The sequence below is a fragment of the Candidatus Nitrosopumilus sp. genome, assembly GCF_965262695.1.
Taxonomy (GTDB): Archaea; Thermoproteota; Nitrososphaeria; order Nitrososphaerales; family Nitrosopumilaceae; genus Nitrosopumilus.
Window position 1 is genome coordinate 352,721 of record NZ_OZ253550.1, and the last position, 26,376, is coordinate 379,096.

Below are 26,376 nucleotides of genomic sequence, written 5' to 3' on the forward strand. Positions count from 1 at the left end.
TTCAGAACCATTGATCTAAATTTTGACTTTTCTTCTCTAACGCTTTTTTTAATCTGTTTAATGTTGAATTTACTCTGTCTTCAGAAAAACTTCTTTCTTTTACAAGATAGTTGGTCATTCCTTCATAATCTACATTTTCAAAAACAATTTCTTTTACATCTGCAACTTCTGGATTCAAAAATATTTTTCTAATTTCTTGAAAATCAATTTCCTCTAATTGTTCTTGTATTTGTGGTATGTCTTCTAATCTTGAATGTTGTTTGATCATTTTGAGTGCTGTTTTTGGACCTATTCTTTCAAATCCATTTGGATTAAAGTCTGTGCCAATTAGGATTCCCACATCTATCAATTCTTCTCGTGTTAATTCTAACGAGTCCAATGTTTTCTGTGTCTCAATAATCTCTGGAACAATGTCGATGTACGTATTTTTGTTTGGTATCTTTCTCCTACCACTATTTGTAAAATTCCTAACCAATCTTTTAGCTCCACATAAAATTGAGTCAAAGTCTTGACTTGCAGAAGCATATGCTTGACCTGTGTTTGTAAGGTGAGCTGCAGTTGCCTCTCCTTCTGATGGAGCTTCTATGTATGGTATGCCAAAATGTGTCAAAAGTTGTTTTGATTCTTTTACCATTCCATCTTTCATGCTTGTAGTTTGTTGGGCATATTTTCGGGCATCTTCCATGTTTCCATCTGCAATTGCTTTTTCGTATTTTATTGTGGCATCCATCTTGATTTGTTTTCTACGCTCAATTTCTGCTGTTTTTAGAGATGGAGGTTTTCCATCAAATACGTAAACTGGTTTTATTCCTAAGGATAGAAAATTTACATTTCTGTATAATAATCCGCTAAGATGACTAGTAATCCTGCCTTCTGAGTCTGATAATTGTAGTCCATCAGGACCTCTAATGCTTGCTAAAAACTGATAGATTGCATTGTATGCATCAATTGCAATTACTTTATTTGAAAATGCGTCTAGTGTAGTTTTCTCTCTGACAACTAAATCTTTAAGATTTAATCCCATGAGTTACTGTTATTTTTTAATGGTATTTTGATGTTAAGATTAGTTTTCTGGAATTATCTCACAGGATAACTGCAAGACTTCTTTATTTTGAGGTGTCTGATCAGTGAAATTACAATCAATGCTCTTAAATTCTGCTAATTTATCAACGTCATCTTTTGAAATCTCTCCACTATGATATCCTTTGAGAACTTTGGTGAGATATTTTTTAAGTATTGTATTTTCTAGATCTTTTTCCATAACTCCTATATCAAATCCCGTCATAGTATTTTTTTCAGGTAAAATTCCACCTAAACCTATGTCCTCATTTGGTTCCATAACTACGGTGTTTATTTTTGGTTGTTCCTGACTTGACATGCCTACATTGAATGGCGTTTGTTTTGCTAACATACCATATTGTGTACTAATACGCATCATGTACTGTCCTATCTTTTCATCATTGTTTGAAAATTCATTTTTGTCAAAGTATTGAGTAAATTCTGCTTCATACACTTCATTTCCTCTTTGTCTAAGTTGTAACTCTGAATCATTGACTTTTTCACCTGTAGGTGAGAATACCTCTAGAAAGACTATCCCCATTTGTGGTTGATATCCCTCATAAACCACATTTCCTCTGAGAAATCCTTTTGATGTATCTAGATCAATTGATTTGCTTTCAAGTAAAATTTTGATACTTTCTTTAGTATCTGTGATTCCTCCAAACCCAATTATTTCTATATTTTCTGCTTGTTTTTGAGGCATGTCTGTAGGTGTATTTCCAACCATTACAAATCCTACAGAAATTATTGTAATTGTAATTGCTGCAATGATTCCCATTGAATCTTGTTTTTTTAAATTATGAGCCATTTTTTATCTCCTTTGATTTTTTCCACAACTCTTCAAAAAGTAGTTTTTTTGAATAATTCATTGCACTAGAATTTGTCCACATTGCAGTTGATTCTTTTTTTGAATTGTTTTTCAAATAAAATAATACCTCGATGTCTTTCATAATGAAACATAGATTATTCATAATCTGTTGTGGAAGAGCTTTGATATTGTCTTTGTTTATATTTTCATAAACATGATTTGTTTTTGTAGATGTTGTTAGCATTCTAAATTTTTTTAATCCCTTAACCTCATCTAAGATATTTGTATGATAAAAATTAGCAAAGTCTTTTTCGTTACCGATTATTAATACCTCTTCTTGCGTATTTACCATTTCACTGATTTTTGAATTGATTTGATTTTCTCCTTGAAGCATTTGAAATTTCTCTTCTATTTTCTCTTCATTACTTCCAACTGGAATTGTTTCCCATAGTTTGATTAATGATGTTTTTTGGTTCTCTAGTTTTCTAATTTTTTGTTTTTCAGAATTAATTATTTGTGTCATTGCGTTTGTAATCTCTATCGCTGTAAATTTTACTGGGTGTCCGAACATTGCAGACACAATTCCTTTACTTTGTAATGTCGACAAAATATGATATGTCTCTGTTCTGGGAATTTTTAATGCCTGATTGATCTCTGATGCTGTTTTGGTACCATATTTTCCTAAGAACATGTAAACTTTAGATTGATTTGCAGAAAGTCCAAATTTTTCTAATTCTGATTGGATCTTCTCAAAGGATTTTTCAATATTATTTAGTGATAAATCCTGATTTTCTTCTAGTATCACATTCTTTGTGCCTGTAACCATATTCCCATTTTTGGGCATTACTGCAATTTATCATCCGTATGTGAATTTTTCTTGATTATTTTGATCGCATTTAGCATTATTTTGATAATTTACTATATCCTTAGGCTCATACTTTGATATTTGGTTAAATTATGCTTTTTTTACCATTTTTGTCTGTTTGAAAAATTACATACAATTGCTCTTAATTGATATTTTCTTTCAAATTTCATGGTTGAAAAAAGACTTGCCAAAAAGTACTATATTGATGTTCTAGATGAAATAGAGAATCAACAATTTCAATTACTTCAAAGAAAATCTAAATTATTACAAAATGAACTAACTGAAACTAATTCCCAAATTAATACCTATGAAATTAATTCATTTGATGATTCTGAATCTCATAATCGTCTCAAAAATAACAAAAAACATAATCAAAATTTTTTGCGATTTAATTTTGACACAAAAATAATTTCACTAAAACATTTGATGTTTTTTTCTTCTTTGATATTTTTCTCAATGATGATTCCATTTTTGATTGATAATTATTTTATGACTGATGATGTTTTGGCTGATTCTCCTATGAAAACAAAATTTGTAATCGAGAATTTACGTGGTGATACAATAGATACTGTAAAGTCTTGGCGAATATTAGATGGTGATGCATTAAACGTTAATCTGATTAATGGTGATGTTTTAACATCTAAACAACATAATGCTGTACTAAAAGTCATAAATTCCACTGATTCTATACTGTTGGATGATCATATAATTAATCGAGGACCTCCTGGTTCTGAATCTGTGTATTTTCTAGGTTGGGCTGGTGCAATGGAAGAAGCTGCAAAAACTGATACAGCTTACACCGTTCCTACAACTTTCAATATTTTCCAATCCGTAAATGGTGAAGGTCACATCATAATTAATTTTTCAAATTTGATTGATACTGATGGTTTTACTGGGTATACTCGATCTGTCATACAAGATGGTGAAATACTAAAATCATACATCACAATTTATGATGTTGATAACTTGGATGCTTCTGAATTGGCAACAATTGTCCGCCATGAATTTGGACATGCTTTGGGACTTGGGCATTCTACCGATCCAGAAGATCTTATGGCCCCTACAATATTGACCGAATTCCCTTATATCTCAGAATGCAATGTGGATGCTATGCGTGTATTGTATAATGGGCACGAATCAGGATTGGCGGTCTGTAAAAAATGAGTATACGTGCACTTGTTGTAGATGATGAAAAAGAGACACTTGACTTGTTTTGCGAACTTTTGACCACTCATGGTATTCAAATTGTGGGTAAGGGGCATAACGGTCAGGAAGCATTATTTTTGTTTCAAAAATTAAAACCTGATGTTGTATATCTTGATGTCTCAATGCCTGTATATGACGGATTATATGCCTTAGAAAAAATTAGAGAAATTAATCCAAACGCAGTAATTTTCTTGATTGTTGAAAAAATGTCATTAAGATCTGAAATGAAGATGAATAGATTGAATCCGTCTTTTGTATTTAGAGAACCTCTTGATGTAGATGACATCATTCAAAATACTCATCGCTTTTGTTTGCCTCCTAAAGATGAATTGGAAAATATGCAAAAAACTATGGTTACCTTGGCATTAAAAAACACTTTACTTGAGTTAGGTCCTGATGAACTTGACAAAGTGATATCTATGCTACAAAAAGACTATAGTTTAACATTAGATGATTGTTATGATAATCCTGAAGATCTAAAACATGTTTTGCAAGATTTATTCGGTGAATCATATGATGAGATTTTACAATCTCTCAGAACTAATATGAAAGAAATTTCATCTCATAATTCAACTAAAAATTTCATTTCAAATTTACATGAATGACTTGAAATGTCAAAACTTACCCTATCTCCTCATCTAGAAGATAAAATATTTGAAATAAAGTATGATTCTGATATTGTTTCTAAAATAATCTCTTATTTTCCTTTATCTGATTCTGAAAAACAAGAAATTACCTCTGTTTTGAATATGGATTTCTCTGGATTTTATTCCATTTTTACTGATACTGTTTCTGAGGAAGAATGGATTCGTACTAAAGACCAAATTAAAAAAAGATTCAATGATGAACTTTTTGATATTGATAAAAAATTCTAACTCTGATTTGCTTTATTATGGAGAAAATCTCATGCTAATTGCCGGGGTAGCCAAGTGGTAAGGCGGCCGTCTCGAAAACGGCTACGCGCAAGCGTGCAGGGGTTCGAATCCCTTTCCCGGCGTGTTTATACTTTTTAAAGCACATCAAAAGAAAATCAACATGACTGCTGACACTGAATCAAAAATTGAGAAATCTGATATTTCTACATCTGAACTGATTTCACATTTTAGAGAAAAATGCAAAATTTGTGGTCATCACAGAATCATGCATGATGCAATCGGAAAATGCGAAGGCGTTATGAACAAACCTTGTACTTCTGGTTGTGACAAATTTGAAGCAGAATAATTTCAAATTCTTTAATACTTATTTTCTCTAGTTCTTTTATGCCTCCTGACGTAAAAGAAGAAAAAATTTATCCGTTGGGATATGAACCTGAAATAACTCCTGAATCAACTGATCCAAATGTAAGAAATCAATTAATTGACTTTATTTTAAAATCTGGACCAACTGAAGTTGTAGATACTGATTTGTTTGCTGTTATGGCAAAGAGGCGTTCTACAAGAAAATTTTTAGATAAACCTGTTGAAACTGCAAAGGTTGATAAAATTATTGCAGCCGCCGACACTGCACCGACTGCTGGAAACTATCAAGGATTTGAAATTTTTTATGTTAAAAGTCCTGAAAAGAAAAAACAACTAATTGAAGCATGTAACAATCAACCTTATGTTAATGCCCCTGTGGTATTGGTTTTCTGTAAAAACCCTTCTAGAGTCAAATTTGATTTTCCTGAATACATTTTAAAGAAATTTGCCATTCAGGACGCTACTTTGGCAGCTGGATATTCTCAATTAGCCGCACAGGCTTTGGGATTAAGTTCTATTTGGATTGGAATGTTTGATGAACAAAAGGTAATGGATGTTATTGGTACTGATTTAGTACCTTCTTCTGTATTGTGTATTGGATATCCTAAACAAACTAAATTCCCAAAACCAAGACGAAACCTCAAAGACTTGGTCCATGTAACGTGGTAAGCTGTACCTAAAATTATCCATCTTTAAATAATCAATACTATTTGTTAGATTCATGACTGATGCTTATGTTATGCTAAATTGTGAGTTAGGCGCAGAGGCTGAAATTATTGAAAAACTCAAAGAACTTGAACAAGTTGTTGATGTCTTTGAAACTATCGGAACTCATGACATGCTAGTAAAATTACAAGCAGAGAATTTTGAGAAGATTCGTGAGATTGTTTCATGGAATCTTCAAAAATTGCCTAAAGTTCGTTCTACTGCCACTCTCATAAAAAAAGATAATTAGATTGACATTAATCTAATTTAGATGGTTGACGAGAAAAATGAGATAGATAAACTCATTGATAATATGATAACTAGCGGAGATGAACTAGTAGATAATCTCAAAACAGTCTTACCAAACTCTCTTGCGGAATCCATGGTCATGTTTCATGAATCAAATGTTGAAAATTTGAAAAAAATAAAAGAATTTCTTAACAAATAGATTTCAAAATTGAATCATATCATTACTACTATATCCTTTTTAATCATTATTCAAATTTGAAATCGTGTCACGATCTAGAACAATTACCATTACTGTAAAAAAGAAAACAGGAGATGCATTTGATGCAATTTTACAACTTCCCCCTAAAATGATGCCTGATGCAAAATTTCATGATGATGGGTGGTGGTCTTTTACTGGACCTCATGGTAAATCTAAACTGAAATTCAATGAAAACAAGGACCTTGGAATTTTAGACCATAAATACATCGATGAAGAGTCTGTATGGGATGTCCCTATGAGAGTTGTTTCAAATGGGGATTATTCTGAGATTTTGATTACTTTAAACCAACCTGATGAATTGACTGATGAACAATTCAATAAAAGAGTGGATGAGATTGGTGAGATGGTTAACAACATGAAACAAATCGTAGAATCTTCCTGAGCCTGTATACGTAGAAATCATTCCTTAAGCTTAAAAGTAAATTTGGATATGTTGTATTGATAAAAATGCCATATGAAGAAGTATATTTTCAAAGATTGGAAGAAGATGATCCTAAGACATATGCAAAGTTAAAATCTAAAAAAGATTCTTAATCTTGTTTTCCTTCGGAATCCTCATTTTGTGAATTTCCAGGACCAACAACATCTTCGGACTTTACTTTACTGTCCCAATCTCCTCTTACACCTTTAACTAATGCAATTATTCCTGCTCCAAGTAATCCTATAACTAGTGCAAAAAACACTGTTTGGTCCATTACCTTAAATGAACAATTAATCTCCTGTGGAGGCCTGTCTTCAAAATACTCATAACATGTTCCAAATTCATTTTGCTCAAATGTTGCAGCTTGATACTGTCCTCCCATTACTCCCAAAACCAAAAAACCTACAAACGTTAGACCTACTCCAATAAGGATAAATCGCATATCTGTCATGTTATTTTTTGTCGATTCACAGTATTTACATTTTAACCTAAAAATGATCTAGTGTTATTTTTCTAACAAAGTTTTTAGATTTTCAAGTGATGCTTCATAAAATGATCCCATAAACACAAGGAAATCTGTGAACTGTTTTTCTGACATTTTTTTGCTATTGATATATGACTGCCATGTCAATTCTACAAGATTTCTTGATTTTGGGTTAATGGATATTGTTGCAACATATGCTCTTAATGGTAATCCTTCAGTTGCAACATATGTGAAATATCTCCCTGTGTCCCATGCTACCACATGTTCTTCAATTTGATTTCCATCTGCAAATGTGATTAATCTAATTGCTCCCACACCTTTTTTCTTTTTAGAGAGATACACTGTTTTTTTTACATCTACTAGCCATGTTGGAAGACCTACAATATTGCTGACTTTTCTCCAGACTTTGTCTTTTGATGCTTTGATCTTTATTGTTTTTTTAACTGTGCCTGTATGAAATGATTTTTTCAAGATTTTTGCCATATGAGTCCTCGAATCTTGTGAGTTTTAAATTTTGTACAACCATTTTTAATTCCCCTCTAACAAATATTATCAAATGGTCTTTGGATGGGGAAAAAAGAAACAAGAAGAAAAACCTGTAGATGAACTACCTCAAACAAAAGAAGTCTCTCTAAATGATGTGGAGAAAATTGTCTCAGATCTTGAGAAATTACGTGAGTCTCAAACAGTTTCTGAGGTAAAACATCTTCGAAATACCACTGCCCCTCTAATTGATGACTTGATCAAGATTGGAAAAATGCTTGAAAAAGATACTCTAAATGTTGATGATATTGATAAACATCTTGCAATAATTGTTGTTAGGGGAAAAAAACAGGTAATCGATGTAATTAAGAAGGGAGTTGTTTCTCTACCCGAAGTGTTTACCATCGACAACGCAAAAAAACTTGATACTCTATTAAACCAAATTCTCAAAAAAGTGGGAGATGTTTTAGGACGTCAGACTAGAGTCATCCATATCTTTGCAAAAAAATATGCTACGCAATTAAAAGATAATTTGGAAGTGATGAATCAAAATCATTCTAACATTCGTGATATTCTTAAAAATTTTGAAAATACAAAATCAAACTCTATTGAAATTCTTGATGCATTAAAAAAAATTAATACACTCAAATCTACAAAGATAGAAAAAACTCAAAAAATTACTGATACTAATAATGAATTAGAATCTGCAAAAACACATCTTTCTTCTTTGGAAAAATCAATTGAAGAAATCAAATCTTCTGATGAATATAGAAAATATATTGAATCAAAAAAATCCCTTGAATCATTTGAAAATCAAAAGTCAAAAATTAAAGATGAAATCAATTCCCAATTCACAAAAATTTCTAGACCCCTTGGTCGATATGAATATGCATCATCTCTTGACAAAGAACAAAAAAGTATTCTCACAAAATTGGTAGAAAACCCATTTGATGTATTAATTTCTCAAAACAAGGATTCTATAATTGTGATTTTAGAAAATGTTCGAAAAGGCATTACTTCTGGTTCTATTTCGGTAAAAGATGTTGATAAAACATTATCTCAAATTACTGAAACTGAAGAGACCTTAGATGGATTTATCACTAAAGTTTCAGAATATTTCCAAACATATCAAAAAATGTCTGATGATCTAGATTCTCTACGTTCTGAAAAGTTAATCTCATTAGAATCTGAATTGACTAAAACTTCTGAAAATAAAGATGATTTACAACTAAAATCTGAAACATTTCAAGGTGAAGTTGATGAAATTGATTCTAATGTACCTAAACTCGTATCTGAAATTGAGAAAAAATTACGTTTATTCTCCAATACCAAATATACCGTTTTGATGTCTTAAAATTAAATTAGTTCAAGTCCTGATAATTCTCATGTTGTTCAAAAAGAAAAAATTTGAACGTAAGGTTATATTGCAAAAAGAGGTTCTTGATAGTATCCTATCTTATTGTCAAATGAAACATCCAAACGAAGGAATATTGATTCTTAAAGGGAAATCAAAAAATGGTGAAATTAACATCGATGGACTCGTAATTCCTCCGTTTAATTATACTGGACCGACATTTGCCGGTTTTCCGCATTCCTTTTTACCTTTTGATATGAGCTATGTTGGAATTGTCCATTCACATCCTAGTGGTTCTGCTGAACCGTCTGTTACTGATTTGAATAATTTTTTTGGATTAGTTTCCATAATTGTAAAATCCCCTTATTCTGATGATTCTATTTTTGCTTGGGATAGTGGAGGAAATTCCATTCCATTATCAATAAAATAATAGTTCAAAATTCTAGTGGAACCTCAAAAAAACTGACAAAACTTTATAACCTTTTTGAAGGTACTTTCTATGAATTGTTTAATTACAAAACTTATTTGATATTCTTATTTGCATCACTAGCTATAAGCATTGGTTTGCAAATGGTTTTACCGTTTCCATATGGATTAGGCGCTGCACTTGCAATATTTATCGCATTTCCACTAATTTTGAGAAGACGATACATGAACCGCATGAGAGGTGGTTATGGTGGTAGTGATTCAGGTACTGGAGGTGGTGGATTCTTTGGAATGGGTTCACAAGGTGGCTCTGGTGGTGTCCGTTACGTCTGTCTAGTATGTAACAACAAACACAAAGGTGGTTCTTGTCCACGCTGTGGTTCCAAGATGCAACGTGCTGACTTCTAACAAAAATGTCTCTTGATGAAATTCGCCAAAAGGTAATCTTTCATAATTCAGTTGATGTTTGGATTTCTGCATGTGGTGAAAAAAACAAAGATTGGACAAATCCTGAAGATTACAAACAATTCATAGCCCATTTACTAAAAAACAATCTTAATCTCAAAGCATTCAATCTTTGTACTCATGAAGCAGGGGCTACTGAAGAAGAAAAAACAAAATTTACTGAAATTCTAGCTGAAACAAAAGCCACTGATCCAAATTCCCAAACTTATACAATCAAACTAAATGATTCTGCAATAGGAATAATTCGAAGTTATTTTTGATTATCGTTTAAGTTTTGGATTAACTATTGCATCTAGTGCATTTCCTATAAACACAAATGCTAATCCTGCAATTGCAATCATTACTCCAGGTGGCATAATCCACCACCATAATCCTCTTGCTGCTGCTCCAAATGTATTTGCATCATGAAGGATATGTCCCCATGTGGGAAATGATGGATCACCTAATCCCAAGAAACTCAAACCTGCTTCTGTTGTAATTGCAGCTGGAACTGATATTGCAATACTTGCAAATGCATATGGAAGCAATTGTGGCAAGATATGTTTAAGTACAATTTTCGAATTTTTTTGCCCCATCATATTTGCAGCATCTACGTATCCTCTTGTCTTGATTTGAAGAGACATACTTCTAGCAACCTTTGCAATGCCTACCCAACCAAAAATCATTAAAAATCCTACTAAAACGAATATGCTATTACTTATTGTGACTGATAAAATAATGAGAAACGGCAATGCTGGTAATGCATAGATTACATCATTGAATCTCATCATTACTTCATCTGTTTTTTTACCTTTGAATCCCGCATATACTCCGTATAGTAATCCCATTACTACTGATGCAATTGACACTACTAATCCAATAAACAAAGCAAGTGGCGTTCCCCACAACAATCCTATTGCAAGGTCCCGTCTTAGTTCATCTGTTCCCATCATTCCAAATGCTTTTCCTCCTATGATCAATTTTGATTCATGACTTTTAATTTCTGAATTAATAGAGTACATGTCAATTGAAAAAATATAATTTCCTTTGAGAGGCTCATTTGTTCTAGTATTTGAAAAAACAATATCTTCTGGGGATAATCTTTCTAGATTAAAATCAAATATTTCTGACTGCAACAACAAATTCTTCTTTATTGCCTCATCCGTTGAAAAAATCCTTTCACTATGAATTGTTTTTGTGTTGGAATAAGGCAATGATGTTGATAGTAACTCAAGTTTTATTCCATCAGGTCTTATCACTGACATTTGTAGCAAAACTGATTCAGAATATTCTGATGCAAAAACATAGATGAAATCATTTGGAAAAAATTCATACTCAAAGTTTACTCCAAATTTGTGTGATGATAACATAATTTCTCCTTCTGAATTTGTCTGAATATTTGGATTGTCAAGAATTTTGTGTTCTGGAATTTTTTCAGTCATGAACAGATTTATCCAAACTGGAATTGCTACTTTGGGATATAGAATCCAATTCCCTGGATTATTCCATTCTTGAAATGTTTCTACTGGAATTGCAATGATTGCAATTATTGATGTGGCAATCAGAATTCCTAAGATGATGATTCCGGCAATTCCTATTTTGCTTTTGAGAAATTCTTGCTTGATTTCTTGTGGAGTTATGCTACTCATTGACCTGTTCTCACCCTTGGATCAAAGTAACCATAAAGCAAATCTGCAATGAATATACTCACTAAGAAGAATACTGTCAGAATGTATGTGGCGCCAATTATCACTGGTAAATCCATGACTGTGATTGCCTCAAAATACAACCTTCCCATTCCTGGCCAATCAAACACTGCTTCAGTGATGATTGCACCTCCTAGTGAACCTGATAAACTTAGAGCTAAAATAGTGACAATTGGTGGTGCTGCATTTTTTAATGCATGTGTATAGATTATCTTTTTTTGTTTTATTCCTATTGTTTTTTTTGCCATGATGAAATCTTCTTGCATAATTCCTACCATGAAATTTCTTACCAAATATGCCCATGATCCAAATCCAATCATCACAATTGTGATCAATGGTAATGCCATGTGGTACAACAGTGAACCAATGTATCCTGGGTCTGATGATGGGATATCTGGCGTTGCTCTTGCAGGAAATATTTGATATGTAAATGCAAATAGAAATATCATTAACATTCCAATCCACCAAACTGGAAAACTGGAACTGATAATTGCAAAACTTGATGTTATTCTATCTATGATTGAACCTACTTTACTTGCAGATAATGCACCTAAAAATATTCCAATTATTGAAATAATTATTGTTGCTGTTGTAAACAGAAGAATCGTTCTTGGGAGTTTTTCAAAAATTATATCTTTTACATCTGATGAACCTGCATCACTAGTAAGAAAAGTTGCATGCCCAAAATCTAACAATAAAATTTTGTACATTGTTAGGCCTATTCTTTGAGGTGAATACCATGGCTCATCTAGACCCATAATCTCCATTCTTTGATTAATCTGACTTTGAATAAAATCTTCAAATTCCTCTACTGATGAAAAACTTTCTGCAATTGCAGGATTTTCAGTTATTTCAGAACGAACTTGAAACATCATTCCTTGCTTTAGAATAGTATCCATGTTTGATCCAACTAGTGAAATTGTGATTAACAGGGTAATCATTAAAACTCCAAACATTGTTGCAGCTCTTGTTGCAACATATCTTTTCATACTCAATAACTCCGAATATGAAAATCAGTTTATAATCATTTGAAAACAGGTTCAAAAACAATTTGACGAGAGTGAAACGAACTCTAGGCATAATCTGGGCAGAAAAGCAGGTCTCTCGTCAGTATATTATAGTAAAAAAGTTATTTAAGATTTTATGAAAATATTACACCATATAATTATAATTCCGTTTAACATTGGTACAATATGGTAAAGACTGGTAATTCTAAAACAAAAGATTTGTTTGATCCTGACGAATTAATCTTAACAAAGTATGAAATTCTAGAATTTTGTGATAGGGTGATAAAAAAATGGAACAAAAATCCTTCAAAAAATGCAAAAAATATTCTTGCAATGAATGCTGTCAAAACTAGCATCTTGTGGACTGATGATGAGTCTCTTAAAGCAATATGGGGTGAAATTATTGTATGGACATTTGAACTTCTTTATGAAAATGCAATGGCACAAGATGAGGATTGGGCAAATATGTTAAAAAAATTAAAGAATAAAAAATAAGATGTTTTTTGTAGTGTTATGAGTGCAAATACAATTAGAAAAGCCAAGAAACTTGTAGAAGCAGGCGGTGTTGTTAAATTAGAAGATGATCTTTTCCAAGTAAAATCTTCTTCTAATCCTGAACAATCGTATGTTGTAACCTCTGATACATGTGAATGCCCTGGATTCAAAAATTTTTATAAATTTCATCATGGCAAGGGATTAAAGGCAAATTGTTCTCATTTGGAAGCAATTAGGATATTCAAAAAAGAAAATCCATAAAATTATTTTATTTTTGCAGCATCTACTTTTCCAACATATGCCTTATTTTTTGATATTATTATTGGTCTTAAAATCAAACCTGGATATTTTACCATTAATTTGATTATTTGAGCATCTGTTTTTTTATTATTTTCTAAATCTAACTCTTTGTACATTTTATCTCGTTTCCTTAATAATTCTGATGGTTTTTTATCTGTCATTTTTATGATTTTTTTCAACTCTGTTTCTGAAAACGGGTCTTTGAAAAAATCTCTTTTCTCAATATCTACATTCATTCTCTCAATTTCTGATATTGTCTTCTTACATGTAATACAAGCAGGTTTGTGAAAAATTTTCAATCTAGGAATTGCTCCTAGATCTGCTTAAAAATTGTTTAGAAAAAAGAATGTGCTGTCATGCACAACAAATTGATTTTTTGAAATCTTCGGAATTTCTTTCAAAATTACATTCTTTGCATACTTGCCAACTTCTCTTTTTTAGAAGAGAAAAAGATGATTCGTAACAAACTGAATACATTTTTCCACCACAACTTGGACATGGTATTGGAATATCTATTTTCATAAATGATTTAGGTGAATTTTGAATATAAGGCGCACGTAGAATTTATCAATTGTTCTTTTCTTCAGAACTTTCCTCTGATTCTTCAGAACTTTCCTCTGATTCTTCAGAACTTTCCTCTGATTCTTCAGAACTTTCCTCTGATTTTTCTAATTCTTCATGGAATTTTTCTAATGACTCTTTTGTTAGTGTAAGTGCTTCGAGATATGCCTGTTGAGCTTCATCATATGTTCCACCACTTGCCAAAATTTCTGCTTTTATTGTTTGGGCTTTTTCAAAAATATTTTTTGTAAAGTTTAATTGGTTGACTACGGTCTCTTTTATTTTAGGATCTAAATTACTTACATAAATTTCATAATCTAACCCTTCAAACACTCCATAACCTGGACTGTATTCCTGTATTGCATGTTCTCTAAATCCCTCTGCAATGATTCTTTCTTTTTCTAAAATTGCTTCTTCTTTTGCAATTTCCTCATCATGTTTATTTTCTAAAATTAATTCTTCCAGTAATCCGTGATAATATTTGAATAGTGTTTGTCCTATTGGGTCTTTCTCAAAATCACTCTCCTCTGAACTGAGATATTTTCTAGCTTCTTCAGTGGCTAATTTTTGTTGTAATAGTGAAGCATTTGATGCATCTCCTTTTACTTTGACTTGTGTAGTTTCTAAGCCTGTCATTCCATACCATGTTGCAATTACGTTAATTGTATAAGTTCCTGGAACCCTTTCAAAGTTTTCAAATTCTGCTCTGAAAACTCCCCATGGGTCGGTAAATGCTTTTGTTGTTTCAGAACCTGTTCTAATCAACACCTCTGCACCACGAATAGGTTTGTATGCGTGGTCTACCACTTTACCTGTTATTGCTAATGTTTCCCCTGAAATTATCTCTCCTTTCTCTACGTTGAGGTCTATGACTAACTCCAATAATTCAGCCTCAGATGTTTGAATGGTTGAAAATAACATTAAAAATGAAAATATTCCTACAATTCCTATCTTTTTGTACACTTCATGTTGTGTTGATTTTTATTGTTAAGACAAAGTATGAAGAAAAATTCGCTAATTTTCAATTTTATTTGATTAATCTTGACAATTTCCATGCTTGTGATGATTTGATTCCAGATTGTTCTTAAACCCCCAAATTTATCTAATCTTGAATTATGGATTTAGAGAAGTTCCAAAAAGATGTCTGTGTTATGACTGAAAAATTATCTGTAAATCTGCAAAAAAAGGACCTTCCAAAACTAAACTATGTAAAACAACAATTAATCGAAATGTACCAGAAAAACTTGGTCAAAATCAACCATTCTGTTTTGGAGTTAATTTGTGCAAGTAATTTGATTTCTAGGGGCTATAACGTACAAGTTGAAAAAGATATTTCGGAAATTCTAGTTTGTGATATTTTTGCAAAGAAAGGTGGGGGGAATACTATTGTTGAAATTGAAACCGGTTTTACTCCTCCGGAACATGCAATGGATACAATAAATTATTTTACTGCAAGAATAATGAGTAAGATTGCACGATATAGTCAGCATTGTTCAAAGTTTTCATTAGCAAGTCCTGCTACTGGAATCTTACCCATCCCAAAAATTTTCTTATTCCCTCCTAGTGCAAGAAAGAAAGGAGATGTTCAGAAAGTAAAGAACCTATGTGATCGATATTACAAAAATCCTCCAATAGAATATGATGATATTTTAAATGCTCATTTACACTCTATCTATTTGATTAATATCGATGGTGGGTTTGTAAAAGAGTTAGATCCACAAGGATATGTTGATTTGACTAATGATCTGCTTAGTCGAAGCGAAATAGACTATTAGGACACAAAACCTACGAAAAAATTCAAATTCATCTAATAAAATACTAATAATAAGATGATCTGTGCTGCTTGTGAAACTCGAAAGCATTTTGAATGCATTGATTGTATGAATAATCATAAAACTCATCTATGTTCGTGTGATTGTCATGATGAAAATACTGAACCCCACCCAGTTGGAAGTTCTCACTAAAACTTAATTTTTGAACTTTCTTTCAATTTCTTGAGCCATCATTTCTAATCTGCTTATATCTCCAAATTTTCTATAAGTTAATTTTTCAAGAGTTTTGATTATGCTAATTGCCGCACGATATTGAGGTATTTCAGGCTCATTTAGTTCTCCGTACATACCAATTCCATGAATTTCATTCTTTTTTGCAAACCCTAAGATTAATCCATTAAAGCCTGTAATGATTGATTTTTGTGGAGTGATGTCTACTCCTAATCCCTCCATCTGTTTTGTTAACTCTCTTGATGTAGTAGTGATGTATGTTTTGGGATTGTTTTTGTATTCTCTGTTTGTATGAAATCCGCCTAACGTGTAAATGAATTTTGCAGAATATTTCTTTGCAACATCAATGACGTCTTGACACAATGCGTTTAATTCACTTGTATTTTGTGGTTGTCCTTTACCTCCCCCAAAAATAATCAAGTCTTCAGTGTATTTATATTCCCAACTTTCGTCTGGAAGATCAACATATCCTCCTCTGTCTACAACATATGTTGGAAATGGGGTTTTTGAAATTCTAAATGTTTTTGTTTTTAATGATTCATTGATAAAATTTATCACAATACTTCCAACGTTTCCCATGTCTTGCATTGCTGCAATGATGATGGGTTTTTCAACCTCTGGCTCTTGTTCTTGTTCAAAATCCATGTTTAACTAAAAATTCAATGAACTTTAAACATATGTTGGTTTTAACCATCAATACTTAATCTAGATTTTTTAAGAATTATGTCGACATGAATTTTGAGCCTAGTAAGAAAATTGCAATTTTTCTAATACGTAAAAACATTATCATATTTTAACTCTTGGAGATTTTTGCTTCTTTTTTTAATGATCGAGAAAAACATGAAGATTCATAAGGCAAAAAAACATTCTATCGACAAATTATGGAAACATCCATGGAAAACATTGGAACATTAGAGTATGTCCTTGACAAATACTCAAAAATCTGGTGCTGGAAGATAACTGGTGAGCGTGCTGTAAGCATGATCTCTAGATTAGTACCTGAGGCATGGTACGGTGAGAATGTCAATGAAGTTATCATTCCTGATAGTACTGAGAGTGTAAAACAGATCAAACTGATCCTTGATAGATACCCTTTAGAGATTTTATCAAAAACTACTTGGCAAAGAAAAATTGTAAAAACATATGCTCCAAAACCCACGTTGCCTCCAATCAAACACAAACTAAAACGTGCAAAAACAGGTGACCAATTCCGAGGAAAATTACTGAATTTTCAAAAAGAAGGACTGGACTTTTTGATGAAATCTTCTGGTAATGCACTATTGGCCGATGAAATGGGTCTTGGAAAAACTGTACAAACATTATCTTATGTTGCCACTGAAAAACAAACATTTCCAGTTTTAGTTGTTGCACCATTAGTCACCTTGAACAACTGGGAACGAGAAATTGAAAAATTCCTAAAGAAGAAAAGTAGGAATGGTAGGTTGTTGGAATCTCAGTCCCCTAGTGTTACTTTGATTCGAACTGGAAAGAAAAAAGAACTTCCTAAAACTGACATTTATGTAATAAATTATGAATTACTTTTCAAGCGTTATGATGATTTAGCTCAAGTTGGAATCAAAACAGTTGTGTGTGATGAAGTCCATAATCTAAGATCAAAAACTACTCAGAAATACAAGTCGATAAAAAAATTGGCAGCGTTATCCTCTGTCTCTTACCGAATTGGTCTTTCTGGAACTCCTATTTACAATCGCGGTTCTGAAATATGGCCAATAATTGATATCTTAAAACCAGGTCTTCTTGGAAGTTTCAAAGAATTTTGTGAGTATTTTTGCTATGTAAATGAAAAAGGCAAAGCCATAGTTTTAGAAAATAAACGTGCGTCATTAAGAAACGAGTTACAAAAACATGTGATGCTTAGAAGAAAGAAATCTGATGTATTAAAAGAACTCAAAGATAAAGTGCGTTACAAAGAAGTAATTGCTGCAGATACCGATTACTATCTTGAAGAATTAGATAAAATTTGGAAACGTTTGGAAGAAGAGCAAAAAGATGCTGAATCTGAATTCTCAAAGTCTGCTTCATATCATAGGGCTATACAAAGCGAGAGACAAATTGCTGGACTAGCAAAATTACCACATGTTATCAACTTTGTAAAAAACATCATGGAAATTGAAGAAAGTGTTGTAGTTTTTTGTCATCACAAGGTAATTCACAAATTACTTCATGAAAGCCTTCAGGAATTTTCACCCGTCTCAATTATTGGTGGTCAATCTGATTCTGTAAGACAAGACCAAATAGACAAATTTCAAAAAGGAGAATCAAAATTGATGATTGCAGGAATTCGTGCAGGAAATGTGGGAATTAATTTAACTCGAGCAAAGTATGTTATTTTTGCAGAACTTGATTGGAGTCCTGCAATTCATAGACAGGCTGAAGACCGATTGCATAGAATTGGGCAAAAGAATACTGTATTTGCATATTATTTGATTGGTAATGGTACTCTTGATGATCATGTTGCAAATGTTCTTGTAGACAAAAGCTATGAAATTGATGAAATTATGGATGAAAGTGTTGAGAACTTTGAGAATAAAGACAAAGCAGAACTTATTCTCGCTCAAATTCAAGACAAAATTCGTTCAAAATAATTAAACGTCCAATTTTGTTTTGAGTTTTGCCAATTTATTGATAATTTTGGTCTTATTTTCTACTTCTATTTGAGAGTCTTGAATATCTTTTGTAACTTCGTCAATCAAACTCAAAATTTCAATTTCAGGTTTTATGTCTCCAAATTTTATCTTATCGAAACCCTCTGTCTCTGTTTTATCAATCTCTTGTATTCCTTCAGGTAGTATTTCATACACTTTGATAATTTTTTCATCTTGTCTTTGCGGTGACATTAAAACAAATTGATTCTGTCTTAACTTCTCTATTTCTTGTTGAATTTCAATTTCTGATATTTGTAGTATGTCAGTAATTTCTTCCATACTGCATGATTTTATCTGAAGTAAACGTAATACTTTGGCCCAAATTGGAATGCTACTTCCCCATAAGATTTCTTTTGCAACTGGAGTTATTGAAAATGAGCCATTATTGTTAAGTGAAATAAATTTTCTGTCTTTTAAAGAACCTAATGAATCTAAAATTTTTCCTACTCCTAATCTCTTTAATTTGGAATTTTCAAGATGTGTCTCATCAAACGTTCCATTTTTTTTAACTGCTAAATCTAAAATTTCTAAATCAATTGTTCCTAACTTCCTCATATTTTTTTCATCTTTTCAACTCTTATCATCTTTTCTACTTTGAAATTTCTTTTTCAATATGTTCTAACACATTTTTCACTCCTTTTAGATTTGAATAATTCCCTTCAACCCACTCTTGATATTTATCAATTGAACCTAATTTGAAATTAGAATTGGTAATTTGGTTTGCTACAAACCATAATTCTCTATATGAAAAAATGATTTTTCCAATAAGTAATTCTTCTTTGTTAAGAAATACTTGCATTATATCTTTTGATTCTTTTTCAAATTTTTGCTCTTTTGAAATAATTTTCTTAAACTCTGCTTTTAATTCATGAAATCTTTCAAATATTTGGTTACTGATGTTTCTCATCTTTCTTATTTTCTCTTCATAATTTTTCAAAAATATTGTTGCCCACTGTTCTGCATCTTTTTTTTCTAAAAAATTAATTTTTTTAGTATTTTCTATTTCATCAATTACTTCTGAAATTACTTCTAAATGCCACCTAAAAAACTCTCTAATCATCATTTTCTTTTCTAAATGATTAGAAATCCATAGAAAAAATGAATTTGTTTCTCTCTTATCTGAAAAAATTTCTGTTATAACTGGATGAACCAATATTTTTTTTGATATTATTTTGAATAAAAACTTGATTCTTTTCTTGAAGATTATATGTGGATTGTAATGAACAATTTTATGGTTCAATATGAACTTCCAAGACTACCTTATGATTATGATGAATTGGAACCTTACATTGATACTGAGACAATGACAATACATCATAAAAAACATCATCAATCATATGTTGATGGATTAAACAAGTCTCTTGAAGAAGTAGGAAGTGCATCTCACCCTCAATACATCACTTCTATTCTCTCTGATCTACAATTAATTCCTGAATCTGGGAGACGCAAAATCAATTTTTTTGGTGGTGGATTTGAAAATCATAGACTATTTTGGGAAACCATGACTCCTGATGGTGAAGGTTCTCCTGGTGGAAAGTTAGAGGATGCAATTGATGTTTATTACAATAGCTTTAAAAATTTTAAACAAATTTTCTCAGACACTGCAACTAGTATTCAAGGTAGTGGATGGTGTTGGTTGGTTTTCAATTCTACCTATAATAAAATAGAAATTATCTCTACTGAAAACCAAACTAGTCCTTGGACTCTACAAAAAATGCCTCTATTGGGGTTGGATGTCTGGGAACATGCTTACTATCTAAAACACCAAAACCGTAGACCTGACTACATTAACGATTGGTGGAATGTTGTCAATTGGGATTATGTGGAAAATCGTTTTTCAGAACTTTCTGGATAAAATATCTGATTTGGACAAATTCTTTTAAATAAAAATTGAATTTTCTCCTTAATGAACAAGAGTCTAAGATACATTGCATTACTTGCAATTCTCCCCTTGTTTACAGTTGGAATAACCACTGGTTCTTTCACAGATGCTGAAGCCCTAAAAGGTAATGGTGTTGGAACTTCAAAATACGGTTCTGGTACTGATATCTGTGGATTGCAACTATGTTCGGAAATCCCAGGCGGAAAAGACGCATGGATGGCTGAACAAGGAAAATCCAAACCTGTAGTTCCAGTTATTGAGGAAGAAGATGATCATGACAAACATGATGCAAAAATGGAAGCACATGATGATCATGAAGAAGAAATAACTGAAGCTGACTTGGGGTCTGTACTTAGATTATCAAGAGCAAATGTTCCTGCAACTATCCCAATGCATCATGGATATTATGATGGTGGAGATGTTTATTTCATCATCACTGATTCAAGTGATCCAACACATGCAGATTTGATTACAAATAATCAAGGTTGGAAAGTTGAGCTTGCTCCATTGTTAAAGAATGCTCCTGATGCTGCACTTTCAAAAACTTACATGTTTACTAACGGAATAGATGGTGACGGTGTACATGGTTTCCAAGGAGAAGTTTTCACTAGCACTCCTGCACAATCAGATGTATACAGCGCACTAACTTCTCATGTACATGTAACGTGGAATGAAGATGCAACACCTAGAGTATTAACTTCTGATGCAATGGTAATGGAAGCTGCAGACAACGGTGAAATCACATTAACTTCTGTTGATGTGGTTTTGAACATGCCACAAATTATTTGGCCTGAAGGCCAGATGATGGTTAAAGAAGACAAAACTTTGACTGATGAAACACCTTATGGTGGTGGACAAGTTCTTGATATCGATACAGAAGAGATGAATGTAACTTTCATAGCTCATCGTGGATGGGGCCCTGATGGTAGAACCATCTATTACATTGTAACAGATGCTACCCCTAGTGGTCCTGCTGGAATGATGGGTGTTGTTAGTTCTCCGACATCTGCAAGTTTAATTGCAAATTCAGCAGCAGTTGATCTATTTCAATTCAAAAATGGTTTGATTGGTTCTGGTCCATTAGGATTCCAAGCAGGAATTGCTGCAGGAGCTCCTGGTGATGAAAATTATTCTCCTATGTGGAGAATTTTCATGACAAATTGGGCTAGTCCAGAAAATGCACAATTGTTAGAAACCATTGATGATCTGAATGCATACAGAGAAGCTGGCTTGATCGATATTGGTATTGCACGTCCAATGGACAGTGATCATATTGTCAACTGTCCATTCATTGATCCATTCCAATAAGATCTCTTTTTTTATTTTTTTACATTTGTTTGATTTATTTTGAAAATTCTAACAAATTTTCAGAGAATCAACTACACTGTTTATCTTGAATTATGTGAATAACACATTATGAGTATTGCCGGAATGTACATGCTAAATGTGCCAGAATATCAGGAAGAAAAAATCCAACAAGCTTTAGACATGTTATACATTGATAGAAAAAATGAATTTAGAGAATTGTCTGAAGTTTTGTTAACTGAAAAAGCTCTCAAAGCAATGCCTAATTGGAAAGAATTTGTTTTGAACTTTAGTCTGGATGTTGAAGAAGCTTTCAAGACTTGGTCTGGACAAAATCAATTACTGTCAAGTTCCCCTCAGAAAGCATTAACCATTCTAAGACAACTTGGACATGACAAAACATCAATGAATCAGCTTGTTCATTTACTCAACATGTCCTACAATCTGTCCTTGGAATTTAAAGAGATTTACAAGCGCCTCAAATAATCTCTTTTTCTTTTTTACTAAAACCTAAATTTGATCAAATTTATGAAAAATCAGTATGGATTTCATGCTTGAGGAAGAACTGATCGATTTAATGACATTTTGTTTACAGAATCCTGTTTCCTCTGAAATTTCTGAAAAACATAAACGAATTACTGAGATTGGACGTGAATTGTATGATGATGGTGGTGTTGATGCTTTGGAAAATTTCTTTTTTGTATTAAAAAATAGAATTACTGAAGAAATAGAAAAAGATCCATCCCCTATGCGTTCGCTATGGAATGGCCTTACTGACGAATGGCAGTATTAAATTTCTGATTAGAAACTTATCCTCTACCAATTCTAAAAATGGCTGTACTACATGTTGGGCAAGTGCCTTTGATTGCAGGTTTACCATTTTTCATTGTGTATGGTTTAGCGCCACCGATTTCTCGTTTGTCTCGGCACTTTACGCAATATCCTATTGTCATATGTTCCCTAGGCTCAAGGTTCTATTAGCAAGAACTTGTTGAACTTTTTTCACAAATAGGCAAACCTCCGATCTTAATTATTGTGTTTTAGAACTATTTTTTTCGTAATGGGGGTAGTTTTTGACAAAAGTTTATCTTAATTTTGTTAGACTTTGAATACCGTGCTGAAATTAATTTTTTTAGCTTACTGTAATTGATATTGTTGTATGTTCTGTTAATGCCTTGTTGTCAATGGGAAATCTTTCCCAGACAAAGATCTCTGCAATATATTCTCCTGATTCTTCTGGTGACCAAAATACTGATGTGTTCCATTTTTGATGTGGATTTAATTCTCCTCCTGTCCAAGATAATTTCACAACTAAGCCGTGTTCATTTTTAATTTGTACAAGATAATTGAATTGTTGGGATCTTTCTTGATTATTTGTAATATCTGCTGCAACTTGAATTTGTTGATCTACGTTGATTGAATTTCCTAATGATATTCCAAACGCATTTGCTAGTGTTGGTTTTGAAATACTGACTTTATCTAATTCATCTGCTCCAAATACTGGAGAAATACTTGCAGCTAAAATCATAATCGCTATGATTATTTCAAAAATTTTTAACACAACAATTTGAAATTTTTTTGTTAATAAAGCGTTTCTAGTTATCTTTGCTGCTTTGCTAAAATTCTAAAATTTTTCTAAATTTTCTACTATTGTACTCTTATTGCTAATTATTTTGCCTGGATTGAGTGTATTTTTTGAATCAAATAGTTTCTTGATTTGTTTAAAAGATTCATAATTTTTCTTTCCATATTGTTTTTTGATAAATTCTGTACGTGCTAATCCATCCCCATGCTCTGCTGTTATCGTGCCTCCATTTTTGATAATTTCATCAAAATATTGGGTTGCTATGTTTTTGATTAATGATTTTTGCCTTTTTGCAATCAATCTTACATGGATATTTCCATTGCCTATGTGACCATATGTGATTGATTTTGTCCCAAATTTTTTATTGATATTTTCTAACATTGAAAATAAGTTTGATAATTTTTCTAATGGCAGTGCAACATCTTCAATTACATGGGGTATTCTATTTTCTTTCTTAATTTTTTTAAGACTGAAATATAATGATGAATCTCTATACCTCCACCATTGAGAAATCTCTTTTTGTTTTGTGACATTTTTTACAATGTTCCCTGAAATTATTGATTTGATCTTTCTTTCATTTTGACTGACTTTTTCATCATACTCTACAAAAAGTAAACTTGTTGTATTTTTTTGAAATTTAAAATCAATCTGTCGTAATGTTGTTTTATCTACAAACTCTATTGCCGAAGGATTTGTCGTGTTTAAAACCGTGCAATCTTTAATTACATTTTTTATTGATTTGTATTCTATGACAAATAGAATCCTTTTTTTTGGTATGTTTTTTATTTTTAATTTTGCAGATGTGATTATTCCTAATGTTCCTTCTGAACCGATAATAATTTTATGAGTGTCATTTTTTGACATAATTTTATCTATCCTGTACCCTGATGAATTTTTAGAAACCTTTGGGAATTTTTTGGTATTCATTTTTATTTTTTCTTGAATTTTATTTGAAAACTTTTTGTCCTTTGGAAGAATAATCTTGTTTCCATTTCCATCAATTATTGTTACTTCAATTACATTGTCAATCATACTTCCATATTTTAAACTCCTACTCCCACTAGAATTATTTCCAAGCATTCCTCCAACTGTACAAAATGATCCTACTGATGGATTTGGTGGAAAAAATTTTTTATTTTTTGCTAATGCTTTGTCTAATTTACCCTTAATTACGCCTGGGCCTACTGTTGCATATTTTTTTTTAATTTTGATTGAATCAAAGTTTTTCATATCTAAAATAATTCCATTATTCAATGCACTACCTACTAATCCTGTGCCTGCTCCACGGACAGTAATTGACGTTTTGAATTTTTTTGCAATTTTGATTGTGTTAATCACATCTTTTTCATTTTCTGGAACAACTATTATTTTTGGAATGATTTGATATGAACTTGCATCAACTGAATAAAAATCTCTGAACTCTTTTTCGGAATGTACTTCCCCTTGAATAACTTTGGATAATTGTGCCTCTATTGAATTCATTTAATGAATCTAAATCCTGATTCGATAATAATCCCATCGTTCAGGATCAAATTTTGACACAAATTCTGCTTGTTCTTTTTCAATTCTTGCATTAATCACATCTCTTAATGCAAAACTCGTAAGATACTTGAATTTTTTAGAATGTGCCTGCATCACAAACATGTGACGCATTTCACTACCTCCTTTTAATCCCCAATATCCCATTTTTACTGCAATTGGTTCTAAGAATACTGTATTTCCTAAACCATAATTTTCATCTCTGATTTCTTCTCTTAAATTGTAATTTTCTAGAGATCCTCCTTTGGCATACCCCACAATTTCTCCCTGTTTTCCATTCAATCTTAACGTGGTGATGATTGTATCTGGGTCTTTCACTGATTTTTCAAAATTGTCCAAAAATTGTAGTGGTCTTGGCAGCTCCAACAAAATGTCATGTAATGAATTTATGAATTCTGGGTCATTTCTAGTTGCCATACATTCTATGGTTGGAACCAATTTGAGATTCTTATATGCGCAATCTGCTTGAATGGTAATTTCTTGTTGTCTAATTCTCATAAATGATAAAACTGTATCAAAAAAGTTTTTTCTCATTTCATTTGAGAGTATTTTGAGAACTGGTTTTACCATATCTGTTTCTTTGTTGAGTAATTCTTCAAAGTATGCCACCGCACTTCTAACAATTAATGATGGTCTCCATGCAAGTGCATGGGCGTTCATCTTTGCCATCTCCATGGCTTTTGAAAAATCCCCTAATGCATAACCGCTGATTCTATCTACTACTGTAAGATACCATCCGATATCCATAATATGTTTTTGAAATTCTACGTTGTTTCTTGTTAATTCTGAATTATGAAAACATTGTTTGATTTGTTCTTCAGCATTTTTTTTCAATTCTCCCATCCAAGGATATGTTGTTCTTAAAATCAAAACTTTAATAATTTCTAAATCAATATTTGCAATTTTTATTAATTGACTAAGTTTTCTATCTGTTGCAATAAATTTTAACACACTTTCTTCATGTGGCTTGTCAACACTTTTTTCTGGATCAAAATCATGAAACAGTGCAGCAACATATAGATATTTTACATCTTCATGTGTAAATTTTATTTTTTCTTGTTTTGAAGCTAACAATGAAAAATATGTTACTTCTAATTCATGATTGATGTTGTGATATCCATAATAGTCTCTTCCAAGTCCTCTGCTTTCAAATAAATCAATGGTGTAATCTAACATTTCAACATAGCAATCATCTTCTAATTTGTTTTCTATTAACAAATCAAGAATGTTATTTCTCATGACTTGTGTATTTGCAAATAATTGCATACCCAAACGATCTTTTTGTTCTTTTTAAAGATGATCTGAAAGAGAACTTCTTTTGTAGAA

The 26,376-nt window shown here is 31.9% G+C and carries 36 protein-coding genes and 1 tRNA gene; 21 read left to right on the plus strand and 16 right to left on the minus strand.

The window, feature by feature from the left end:
- Position 1: 1 nt before the first annotated feature.
- Genes fen through ACQY2P_RS02135 form a run of 3 tightly spaced genes read right to left on the minus strand, consistent with a single transcriptional unit; the run spans position 2 to position 2,711 of the window.
- Positions 2 to 1,024: a flap endonuclease-1 gene (gene fen, locus ACQY2P_RS02125; RefSeq protein WP_428326769.1), complete on the minus strand. Its 1,023-nt coding sequence runs from the start codon at positions 1,022 to 1,024 to the stop codon at positions 2 to 4.
- 39 nt (positions 1,025 to 1,063) lie between these two features.
- Positions 1,064 to 1,867 carry a hypothetical protein gene (locus tag ACQY2P_RS02130; protein ID WP_428326770.1) on the minus strand — a complete coding sequence of 268 codons (804 nt, stop codon included), beginning with the start codon at positions 1,865 to 1,867 and terminating at the stop codon, positions 1,064 to 1,066.
- A complete protein-coding gene (locus tag ACQY2P_RS02135; protein ID WP_428326771.1) occupies positions 1,857 to 2,711 on the minus strand; it encodes a TrmB family transcriptional regulator in 855 nt (284 codons plus the stop codon). The genes ACQY2P_RS02130 and ACQY2P_RS02135 overlap by 11 nt, the downstream gene beginning before the upstream one ends.
- A 189-nt stretch (positions 2,712 to 2,900) precedes the next feature.
- Between ACQY2P_RS02135 and ACQY2P_RS02140 the strand changes: the two genes are divergently transcribed.
- From ACQY2P_RS02140 to ACQY2P_RS02180, 9 genes are all read left to right on the plus strand, one after another.
- Entirely contained in the window at positions 2,901 to 3,896 is a 996-nt protein-coding gene (locus ACQY2P_RS02140; protein ID WP_428326772.1) for a matrixin family metalloprotease, read from the plus strand.
- Positions 3,893 to 4,543, plus strand: coding sequence for a response regulator transcription factor (locus ACQY2P_RS02145; protein ID WP_428326773.1), 651 nt, complete (start codon positions 3,893 to 3,895; stop codon positions 4,541 to 4,543). Before ACQY2P_RS02140 ends, ACQY2P_RS02145 begins: the two co-directional genes overlap by 4 nt.
- A gap of 6 nt (positions 4,544 to 4,549) precedes the next feature.
- Entirely contained in the window at positions 4,550 to 4,813 is a 264-nt protein-coding gene (locus ACQY2P_RS02150) for a hypothetical protein (RefSeq protein WP_428326774.1), read from the plus strand.
- 40 nt (positions 4,814 to 4,853) lie between these two features.
- Positions 4,854 to 4,935 (plus strand) — tRNA-Ser (locus tag ACQY2P_RS02155).
- Positions 4,936 to 4,973: 38 nt separating this feature from the next.
- Entirely contained in the window at positions 4,974 to 5,159 is a 186-nt protein-coding gene (locus ACQY2P_RS02160; RefSeq protein WP_428326775.1) for a hypothetical protein, read from the plus strand.
- A 38-nt stretch (positions 5,160 to 5,197) separates the two neighbouring features.
- Positions 5,198 to 5,845, plus strand: a complete 648-nt coding sequence (locus tag ACQY2P_RS02165; protein ID WP_428326776.1) for a nitroreductase family protein — start codon at positions 5,198 to 5,200, stop codon at positions 5,843 to 5,845.
- Between the two features lie 52 nt (positions 5,846 to 5,897).
- Positions 5,898 to 6,131 carry an Lrp/AsnC ligand binding domain-containing protein gene (locus tag ACQY2P_RS02170; protein WP_428326777.1) on the plus strand — a complete coding sequence of 78 codons (234 nt, stop codon included), beginning with the start codon at positions 5,898 to 5,900 and terminating at the stop codon, positions 6,129 to 6,131.
- A gap of 21 nt (positions 6,132 to 6,152) precedes the next feature.
- Positions 6,153 to 6,329: a hypothetical protein gene (locus ACQY2P_RS02175; protein ID WP_428326778.1), complete on the plus strand. Its 177-nt coding sequence runs from the start codon at positions 6,153 to 6,155 to the stop codon at positions 6,327 to 6,329.
- A 64-nt stretch (positions 6,330 to 6,393) separates the two neighbouring features.
- Positions 6,394 to 6,771 (plus strand): hypothetical protein, encoded by a 378-nt coding sequence (locus ACQY2P_RS02180; RefSeq protein WP_428326779.1) that lies wholly within the window; start codon positions 6,394 to 6,396, stop codon positions 6,769 to 6,771.
- 148 nt (positions 6,772 to 6,919) lie between these two features.
- Here the strand turns inward: ACQY2P_RS02180 and ACQY2P_RS02185 are convergent, their stop codons facing one another.
- Together ACQY2P_RS02185 and ACQY2P_RS02190 are read right to left on the minus strand one after the other, a co-directional pair.
- Positions 6,920 to 7,252: a hypothetical protein gene (locus tag ACQY2P_RS02185; protein WP_428327258.1), complete on the minus strand. Its 333-nt coding sequence runs from the start codon at positions 7,250 to 7,252 to the stop codon at positions 6,920 to 6,922.
- Between the two features lie 63 nt (positions 7,253 to 7,315).
- On the minus strand, positions 7,316 to 7,777 hold the full coding sequence (locus ACQY2P_RS02190; protein WP_428326780.1) for an SRPBCC family protein: 462 nt from the start codon (positions 7,775 to 7,777) through the stop codon (positions 7,316 to 7,318).
- Between the two features lie 73 nt (positions 7,778 to 7,850).
- Between ACQY2P_RS02190 and ACQY2P_RS02195 the strand changes: the two genes are divergently transcribed.
- The 4 genes from ACQY2P_RS02195 (at position 7,851) to ACQY2P_RS02210 (ending at position 10,282) form a co-directional block, all read left to right on the plus strand.
- On the plus strand, positions 7,851 to 9,131 hold the full coding sequence (locus ACQY2P_RS02195) for an exonuclease SbcC (protein WP_428326781.1): 1,281 nt from the start codon (positions 7,851 to 7,853) through the stop codon (positions 9,129 to 9,131).
- 31 nt (positions 9,132 to 9,162) lie between these two features.
- Positions 9,163 to 9,561 (plus strand): Mov34/MPN/PAD-1 family protein, encoded by a 399-nt coding sequence (locus tag ACQY2P_RS02200; protein ID WP_428326782.1) that lies wholly within the window; start codon positions 9,163 to 9,165, stop codon positions 9,559 to 9,561.
- Positions 9,562 to 9,701: 140 nt separating this feature from the next.
- Positions 9,702 to 9,965, plus strand: coding sequence for a hypothetical protein (locus ACQY2P_RS02205; protein WP_428326783.1), 264 nt, complete (start codon positions 9,702 to 9,704; stop codon positions 9,963 to 9,965).
- Between the two features lie 5 nt (positions 9,966 to 9,970).
- A complete protein-coding gene (locus ACQY2P_RS02210) occupies positions 9,971 to 10,282 on the plus strand; it encodes a hypothetical protein (RefSeq protein WP_428326784.1) in 312 nt (103 codons plus the stop codon).
- On the opposite strand, the gene ACQY2P_RS02215 is transcribed toward ACQY2P_RS02210, so the two are convergent.
- Both ACQY2P_RS02215 and ACQY2P_RS02220 read right to left on the minus strand, forming a co-directional pair.
- A complete protein-coding gene (locus ACQY2P_RS02215) occupies positions 10,283 to 11,650 on the minus strand; it encodes an ABC transporter permease (RefSeq protein WP_428326785.1) in 1,368 nt (455 codons plus the stop codon). It abuts the gene before it with no gap.
- Positions 11,647 to 12,696 carry an ABC transporter permease gene (locus ACQY2P_RS02220; protein ID WP_428326786.1) on the minus strand — a complete coding sequence of 350 codons (1,050 nt, stop codon included), beginning with the start codon at positions 12,694 to 12,696 and terminating at the stop codon, positions 11,647 to 11,649. The genes ACQY2P_RS02215 and ACQY2P_RS02220 overlap by 4 nt, the downstream gene beginning before the upstream one ends.
- Positions 12,697 to 12,900: 204 nt before the next feature.
- Here ACQY2P_RS02220 and ACQY2P_RS02225 point away from each other — a divergent pair, with 204 nt between their 5' ends.
- Both ACQY2P_RS02225 and ACQY2P_RS02230 read left to right on the plus strand, forming a co-directional pair.
- Positions 12,901 to 13,209, plus strand: coding sequence for a hypothetical protein (locus ACQY2P_RS02225; protein WP_428326787.1), 309 nt, complete (start codon positions 12,901 to 12,903; stop codon positions 13,207 to 13,209).
- Positions 13,210 to 13,227: 18 nt separating this feature from the next.
- Positions 13,228 to 13,470, plus strand: a complete 243-nt coding sequence (locus ACQY2P_RS02230; protein WP_428326788.1) for a hypothetical protein — start codon at positions 13,228 to 13,230, stop codon at positions 13,468 to 13,470.
- A 2-nt stretch (positions 13,471 to 13,472) separates the two neighbouring features.
- Here ACQY2P_RS02230 and ACQY2P_RS02235 read toward each other — a convergent pair whose 3' ends face one another.
- Positions 13,473 to 13,808: an arsenate reductase family protein gene (locus tag ACQY2P_RS02235; RefSeq protein WP_428326789.1), complete on the minus strand. Its 336-nt coding sequence runs from the start codon at positions 13,806 to 13,808 to the stop codon at positions 13,473 to 13,475.
- 268 nt (positions 13,809 to 14,076) lie between these two features.
- On the minus strand, positions 14,077 to 15,033 hold the full coding sequence (locus tag ACQY2P_RS02240) for a carboxypeptidase-like regulatory domain-containing protein (RefSeq protein WP_428326790.1): 957 nt from the start codon (positions 15,031 to 15,033) through the stop codon (positions 14,077 to 14,079).
- Between the two features lie 152 nt (positions 15,034 to 15,185).
- Here ACQY2P_RS02240 and ACQY2P_RS02245 point away from each other — a divergent pair, with 152 nt between their 5' ends.
- Positions 15,186 to 15,845, plus strand: coding sequence for a hypothetical protein (locus tag ACQY2P_RS02245; RefSeq protein WP_428326791.1), 660 nt, complete (start codon positions 15,186 to 15,188; stop codon positions 15,843 to 15,845).
- Positions 15,846 to 16,037: 192 nt separating this feature from the next.
- Here the strand turns inward: ACQY2P_RS02245 and ACQY2P_RS02250 are convergent, their stop codons facing one another.
- The gene (locus ACQY2P_RS02250) at positions 16,038 to 16,718 is read right to left on the minus strand and encodes a PAC2 family protein (RefSeq protein WP_428326792.1); all 681 of its coding nucleotides are present in this window, start codon (positions 16,716 to 16,718) and stop codon (positions 16,038 to 16,040) included.
- Positions 16,719 to 16,954: 236 nt separating this feature from the next.
- Here ACQY2P_RS02250 and ACQY2P_RS02255 point away from each other — a divergent pair, with 236 nt between their 5' ends.
- A complete protein-coding gene (locus ACQY2P_RS02255) occupies positions 16,955 to 18,679 on the plus strand; it encodes a DEAD/DEAH box helicase (protein WP_428326793.1) in 1,725 nt (574 codons plus the stop codon).
- Here ACQY2P_RS02255 and ACQY2P_RS02260 read toward each other — a convergent pair whose 3' ends face one another.
- Positions 18,680 to 19,294, minus strand: a complete 615-nt coding sequence (locus ACQY2P_RS02260; protein ID WP_428326794.1) for a hypothetical protein — start codon at positions 19,292 to 19,294, stop codon at positions 18,680 to 18,682.
- A 34-nt stretch (positions 19,295 to 19,328) separates the two neighbouring features.
- Positions 19,329 to 19,892 carry a hypothetical protein gene (locus ACQY2P_RS02265; RefSeq protein ID WP_428326795.1) on the minus strand — a complete coding sequence of 188 codons (564 nt, stop codon included), beginning with the start codon at positions 19,890 to 19,892 and terminating at the stop codon, positions 19,329 to 19,331.
- Between the two features lie 78 nt (positions 19,893 to 19,970).
- Here ACQY2P_RS02265 and ACQY2P_RS02270 point away from each other — a divergent pair, with 78 nt between their 5' ends.
- The 4 genes from ACQY2P_RS02270 to ACQY2P_RS02285 all read left to right on the plus strand — a co-directional run bounded on the left by ACQY2P_RS02270 (position 19,971) and on the right by ACQY2P_RS02285 (position 22,719).
- Positions 19,971 to 20,594 (plus strand): superoxide dismutase, encoded by a 624-nt coding sequence (locus ACQY2P_RS02270; RefSeq protein ID WP_428326796.1) that lies wholly within the window; start codon positions 19,971 to 19,973, stop codon positions 20,592 to 20,594.
- 51 nt (positions 20,595 to 20,645) lie between these two features.
- A complete protein-coding gene (locus ACQY2P_RS02275; protein ID WP_428326797.1) occupies positions 20,646 to 21,929 on the plus strand; it encodes a DUF7482 domain-containing protein in 1,284 nt (427 codons plus the stop codon).
- Positions 21,930 to 22,037: 108 nt separating this feature from the next.
- Positions 22,038 to 22,412, plus strand: a complete 375-nt coding sequence (locus ACQY2P_RS02280; RefSeq protein ID WP_428326798.1) for a hypothetical protein — start codon at positions 22,038 to 22,040, stop codon at positions 22,410 to 22,412.
- 55 nt (positions 22,413 to 22,467) lie between these two features.
- On the plus strand, positions 22,468 to 22,719 hold the full coding sequence (locus tag ACQY2P_RS02285; RefSeq protein ID WP_428326799.1) for a hypothetical protein: 252 nt from the start codon (positions 22,468 to 22,470) through the stop codon (positions 22,717 to 22,719).
- 16 nt (positions 22,720 to 22,735) lie between these two features.
- On the opposite strand, the gene ACQY2P_RS02290 is transcribed toward ACQY2P_RS02285, so the two are convergent.
- The 4 genes from ACQY2P_RS02290 to ACQY2P_RS02305 form a co-directional block, all read right to left on the minus strand.
- Positions 22,736 to 22,879: a DUF5679 domain-containing protein gene (locus tag ACQY2P_RS02290; protein WP_012215116.1), complete on the minus strand. Its 144-nt coding sequence runs from the start codon at positions 22,877 to 22,879 to the stop codon at positions 22,736 to 22,738.
- A gap of 179 nt (positions 22,880 to 23,058) precedes the next feature.
- Complete coding sequence (locus ACQY2P_RS02295; protein WP_428326800.1) at positions 23,059 to 23,487, minus strand: hypothetical protein; 429 nt, start codon at positions 23,485 to 23,487, stop codon at positions 23,059 to 23,061.
- 63 nt (positions 23,488 to 23,550) lie between these two features.
- Positions 23,551 to 24,993, minus strand: a complete 1,443-nt coding sequence (locus tag ACQY2P_RS02300) for an FAD-binding oxidoreductase (protein WP_428326801.1) — start codon at positions 24,991 to 24,993, stop codon at positions 23,551 to 23,553.
- 9 nt (positions 24,994 to 25,002) lie between these two features.
- Positions 25,003 to 26,316, minus strand: coding sequence for an HD domain-containing protein (locus ACQY2P_RS02305; protein WP_428326802.1), 1,314 nt, complete (start codon positions 26,314 to 26,316; stop codon positions 25,003 to 25,005).
- Positions 26,317 to 26,376: the final 60 nt, after the last annotated feature.

Bases quoted from the DNA above. Each gene is read 5' to 3' on its own strand.
- ACQY2P_RS02245 (WP_428326791.1), top strand. From the start codon at position 15,186: ATGGATTTAGAGAAGTTCCAAAAAGATGTCTGTGTTATGACTGAAAAA.
- ACQY2P_RS02275 (WP_428326797.1), top strand. From the start codon at position 20,646: ATGAACAAGAGTCTAAGATACATTGCATTACTTGCAATTCTCCCCTTG.
- ACQY2P_RS02220 (WP_428326786.1), bottom strand. From the start codon at position 12,696: ATGAAAAGATATGTTGCAACAAGAGCTGCAACAATGTTTGGAGTTTTA.
- ACQY2P_RS02190 (WP_428326780.1), bottom strand. From the start codon at position 7,777: ATGGCAAAAATCTTGAAAAAATCATTTCATACAGGCACAGTTAAAAAA.
- ACQY2P_RS02270 (WP_428326796.1), top strand. From the start codon at position 19,971: ATGGTTCAATATGAACTTCCAAGACTACCTTATGATTATGATGAATTG.
- ACQY2P_RS02145 (WP_428326773.1), top strand. From the start codon at position 3,893: ATGAGTATACGTGCACTTGTTGTAGATGATGAAAAAGAGACACTTGAC.
- ACQY2P_RS02210 (WP_428326784.1), top strand. From the start codon at position 9,971: ATGTCTCTTGATGAAATTCGCCAAAAGGTAATCTTTCATAATTCAGTT.
- ACQY2P_RS02225 (WP_428326787.1), top strand. From the start codon at position 12,901: ATGGTAAAGACTGGTAATTCTAAAACAAAAGATTTGTTTGATCCTGAC.
- ACQY2P_RS02215 (WP_428326785.1), bottom strand. From the start codon at position 11,650: ATGAGTAGCATAACTCCACAAGAAATCAAGCAAGAATTTCTCAAAAGC.
- ACQY2P_RS02230 (WP_428326788.1), top strand. From the start codon at position 13,228: ATGAGTGCAAATACAATTAGAAAAGCCAAGAAACTTGTAGAAGCAGGC.
- ACQY2P_RS02200 (WP_428326782.1), top strand. From the start codon at position 9,163: ATGTTGTTCAAAAAGAAAAAATTTGAACGTAAGGTTATATTGCAAAAA.
- ACQY2P_RS02285 (WP_428326799.1), top strand. From the start codon at position 22,468: ATGGATTTCATGCTTGAGGAAGAACTGATCGATTTAATGACATTTTGT.
- ACQY2P_RS02260 (WP_428326794.1), bottom strand. From the start codon at position 19,294: ATGAGGAAGTTAGGAACAATTGATTTAGAAATTTTAGATTTAGCAGTT.
- ACQY2P_RS02150 (WP_428326774.1), top strand. From the start codon at position 4,550: ATGTCAAAACTTACCCTATCTCCTCATCTAGAAGATAAAATATTTGAA.
- ACQY2P_RS02300 (WP_428326801.1), bottom strand. From the start codon at position 24,993: ATGAATTCAATAGAGGCACAATTATCCAAAGTTATTCAAGGGGAAGTA.
- ACQY2P_RS02135 (WP_428326771.1), bottom strand. From the start codon at position 2,711: ATGCCCAAAAATGGGAATATGGTTACAGGCACAAAGAATGTGATACTA.
- ACQY2P_RS02255 (WP_428326793.1), top strand. From the start codon at position 16,955: ATGGAAACATCCATGGAAAACATTGGAACATTAGAGTATGTCCTTGAC.
- ACQY2P_RS02185 (WP_428327258.1), bottom strand. From the start codon at position 7,252: ATGCGATTTATCCTTATTGGAGTAGGTCTAACGTTTGTAGGTTTTTTG.
- ACQY2P_RS02175 (WP_428326778.1), top strand. From the start codon at position 6,153: ATGGTTGACGAGAAAAATGAGATAGATAAACTCATTGATAATATGATA.
- ACQY2P_RS02130 (WP_428326770.1), bottom strand. From the start codon at position 1,867: ATGGCTCATAATTTAAAAAAACAAGATTCAATGGGAATCATTGCAGCA.
- ACQY2P_RS02205 (WP_428326783.1), top strand. From the start codon at position 9,702: ATGGTTTTACCGTTTCCATATGGATTAGGCGCTGCACTTGCAATATTT.
- ACQY2P_RS02250 (WP_428326792.1), bottom strand. From the start codon at position 16,718: ATGGATTTTGAACAAGAACAAGAGCCAGAGGTTGAAAAACCCATCATC.
- ACQY2P_RS02195 (WP_428326781.1), top strand. From the start codon at position 7,851: ATGGTCTTTGGATGGGGAAAAAAGAAACAAGAAGAAAAACCTGTAGAT.
- ACQY2P_RS02165 (WP_428326776.1), top strand. From the start codon at position 5,198: ATGCCTCCTGACGTAAAAGAAGAAAAAATTTATCCGTTGGGATATGAA.
- fen (WP_428326769.1), bottom strand. From the start codon at position 1,024: ATGGGATTAAATCTTAAAGATTTAGTTGTCAGAGAGAAAACTACACTA.
- ACQY2P_RS02290 (WP_012215116.1), bottom strand. From the start codon at position 22,879: ATGACAATAGGATATTGCGTAAAGTGCCGAGACAAACGAGAAATCGGT.
- ACQY2P_RS02160 (WP_428326775.1), top strand. From the start codon at position 4,974: ATGACTGCTGACACTGAATCAAAAATTGAGAAATCTGATATTTCTACA.
- ACQY2P_RS02170 (WP_428326777.1), top strand. From the start codon at position 5,898: ATGACTGATGCTTATGTTATGCTAAATTGTGAGTTAGGCGCAGAGGCT.
- ACQY2P_RS02305 (WP_428326802.1), bottom strand. From the start codon at position 26,316: ATGCAATTATTTGCAAATACACAAGTCATGAGAAATAACATTCTTGAT.
- ACQY2P_RS02140 (WP_428326772.1), top strand. From the start codon at position 2,901: ATGGTTGAAAAAAGACTTGCCAAAAAGTACTATATTGATGTTCTAGAT.
- ACQY2P_RS02280 (WP_428326798.1), top strand. From the start codon at position 22,038: ATGAGTATTGCCGGAATGTACATGCTAAATGTGCCAGAATATCAGGAA.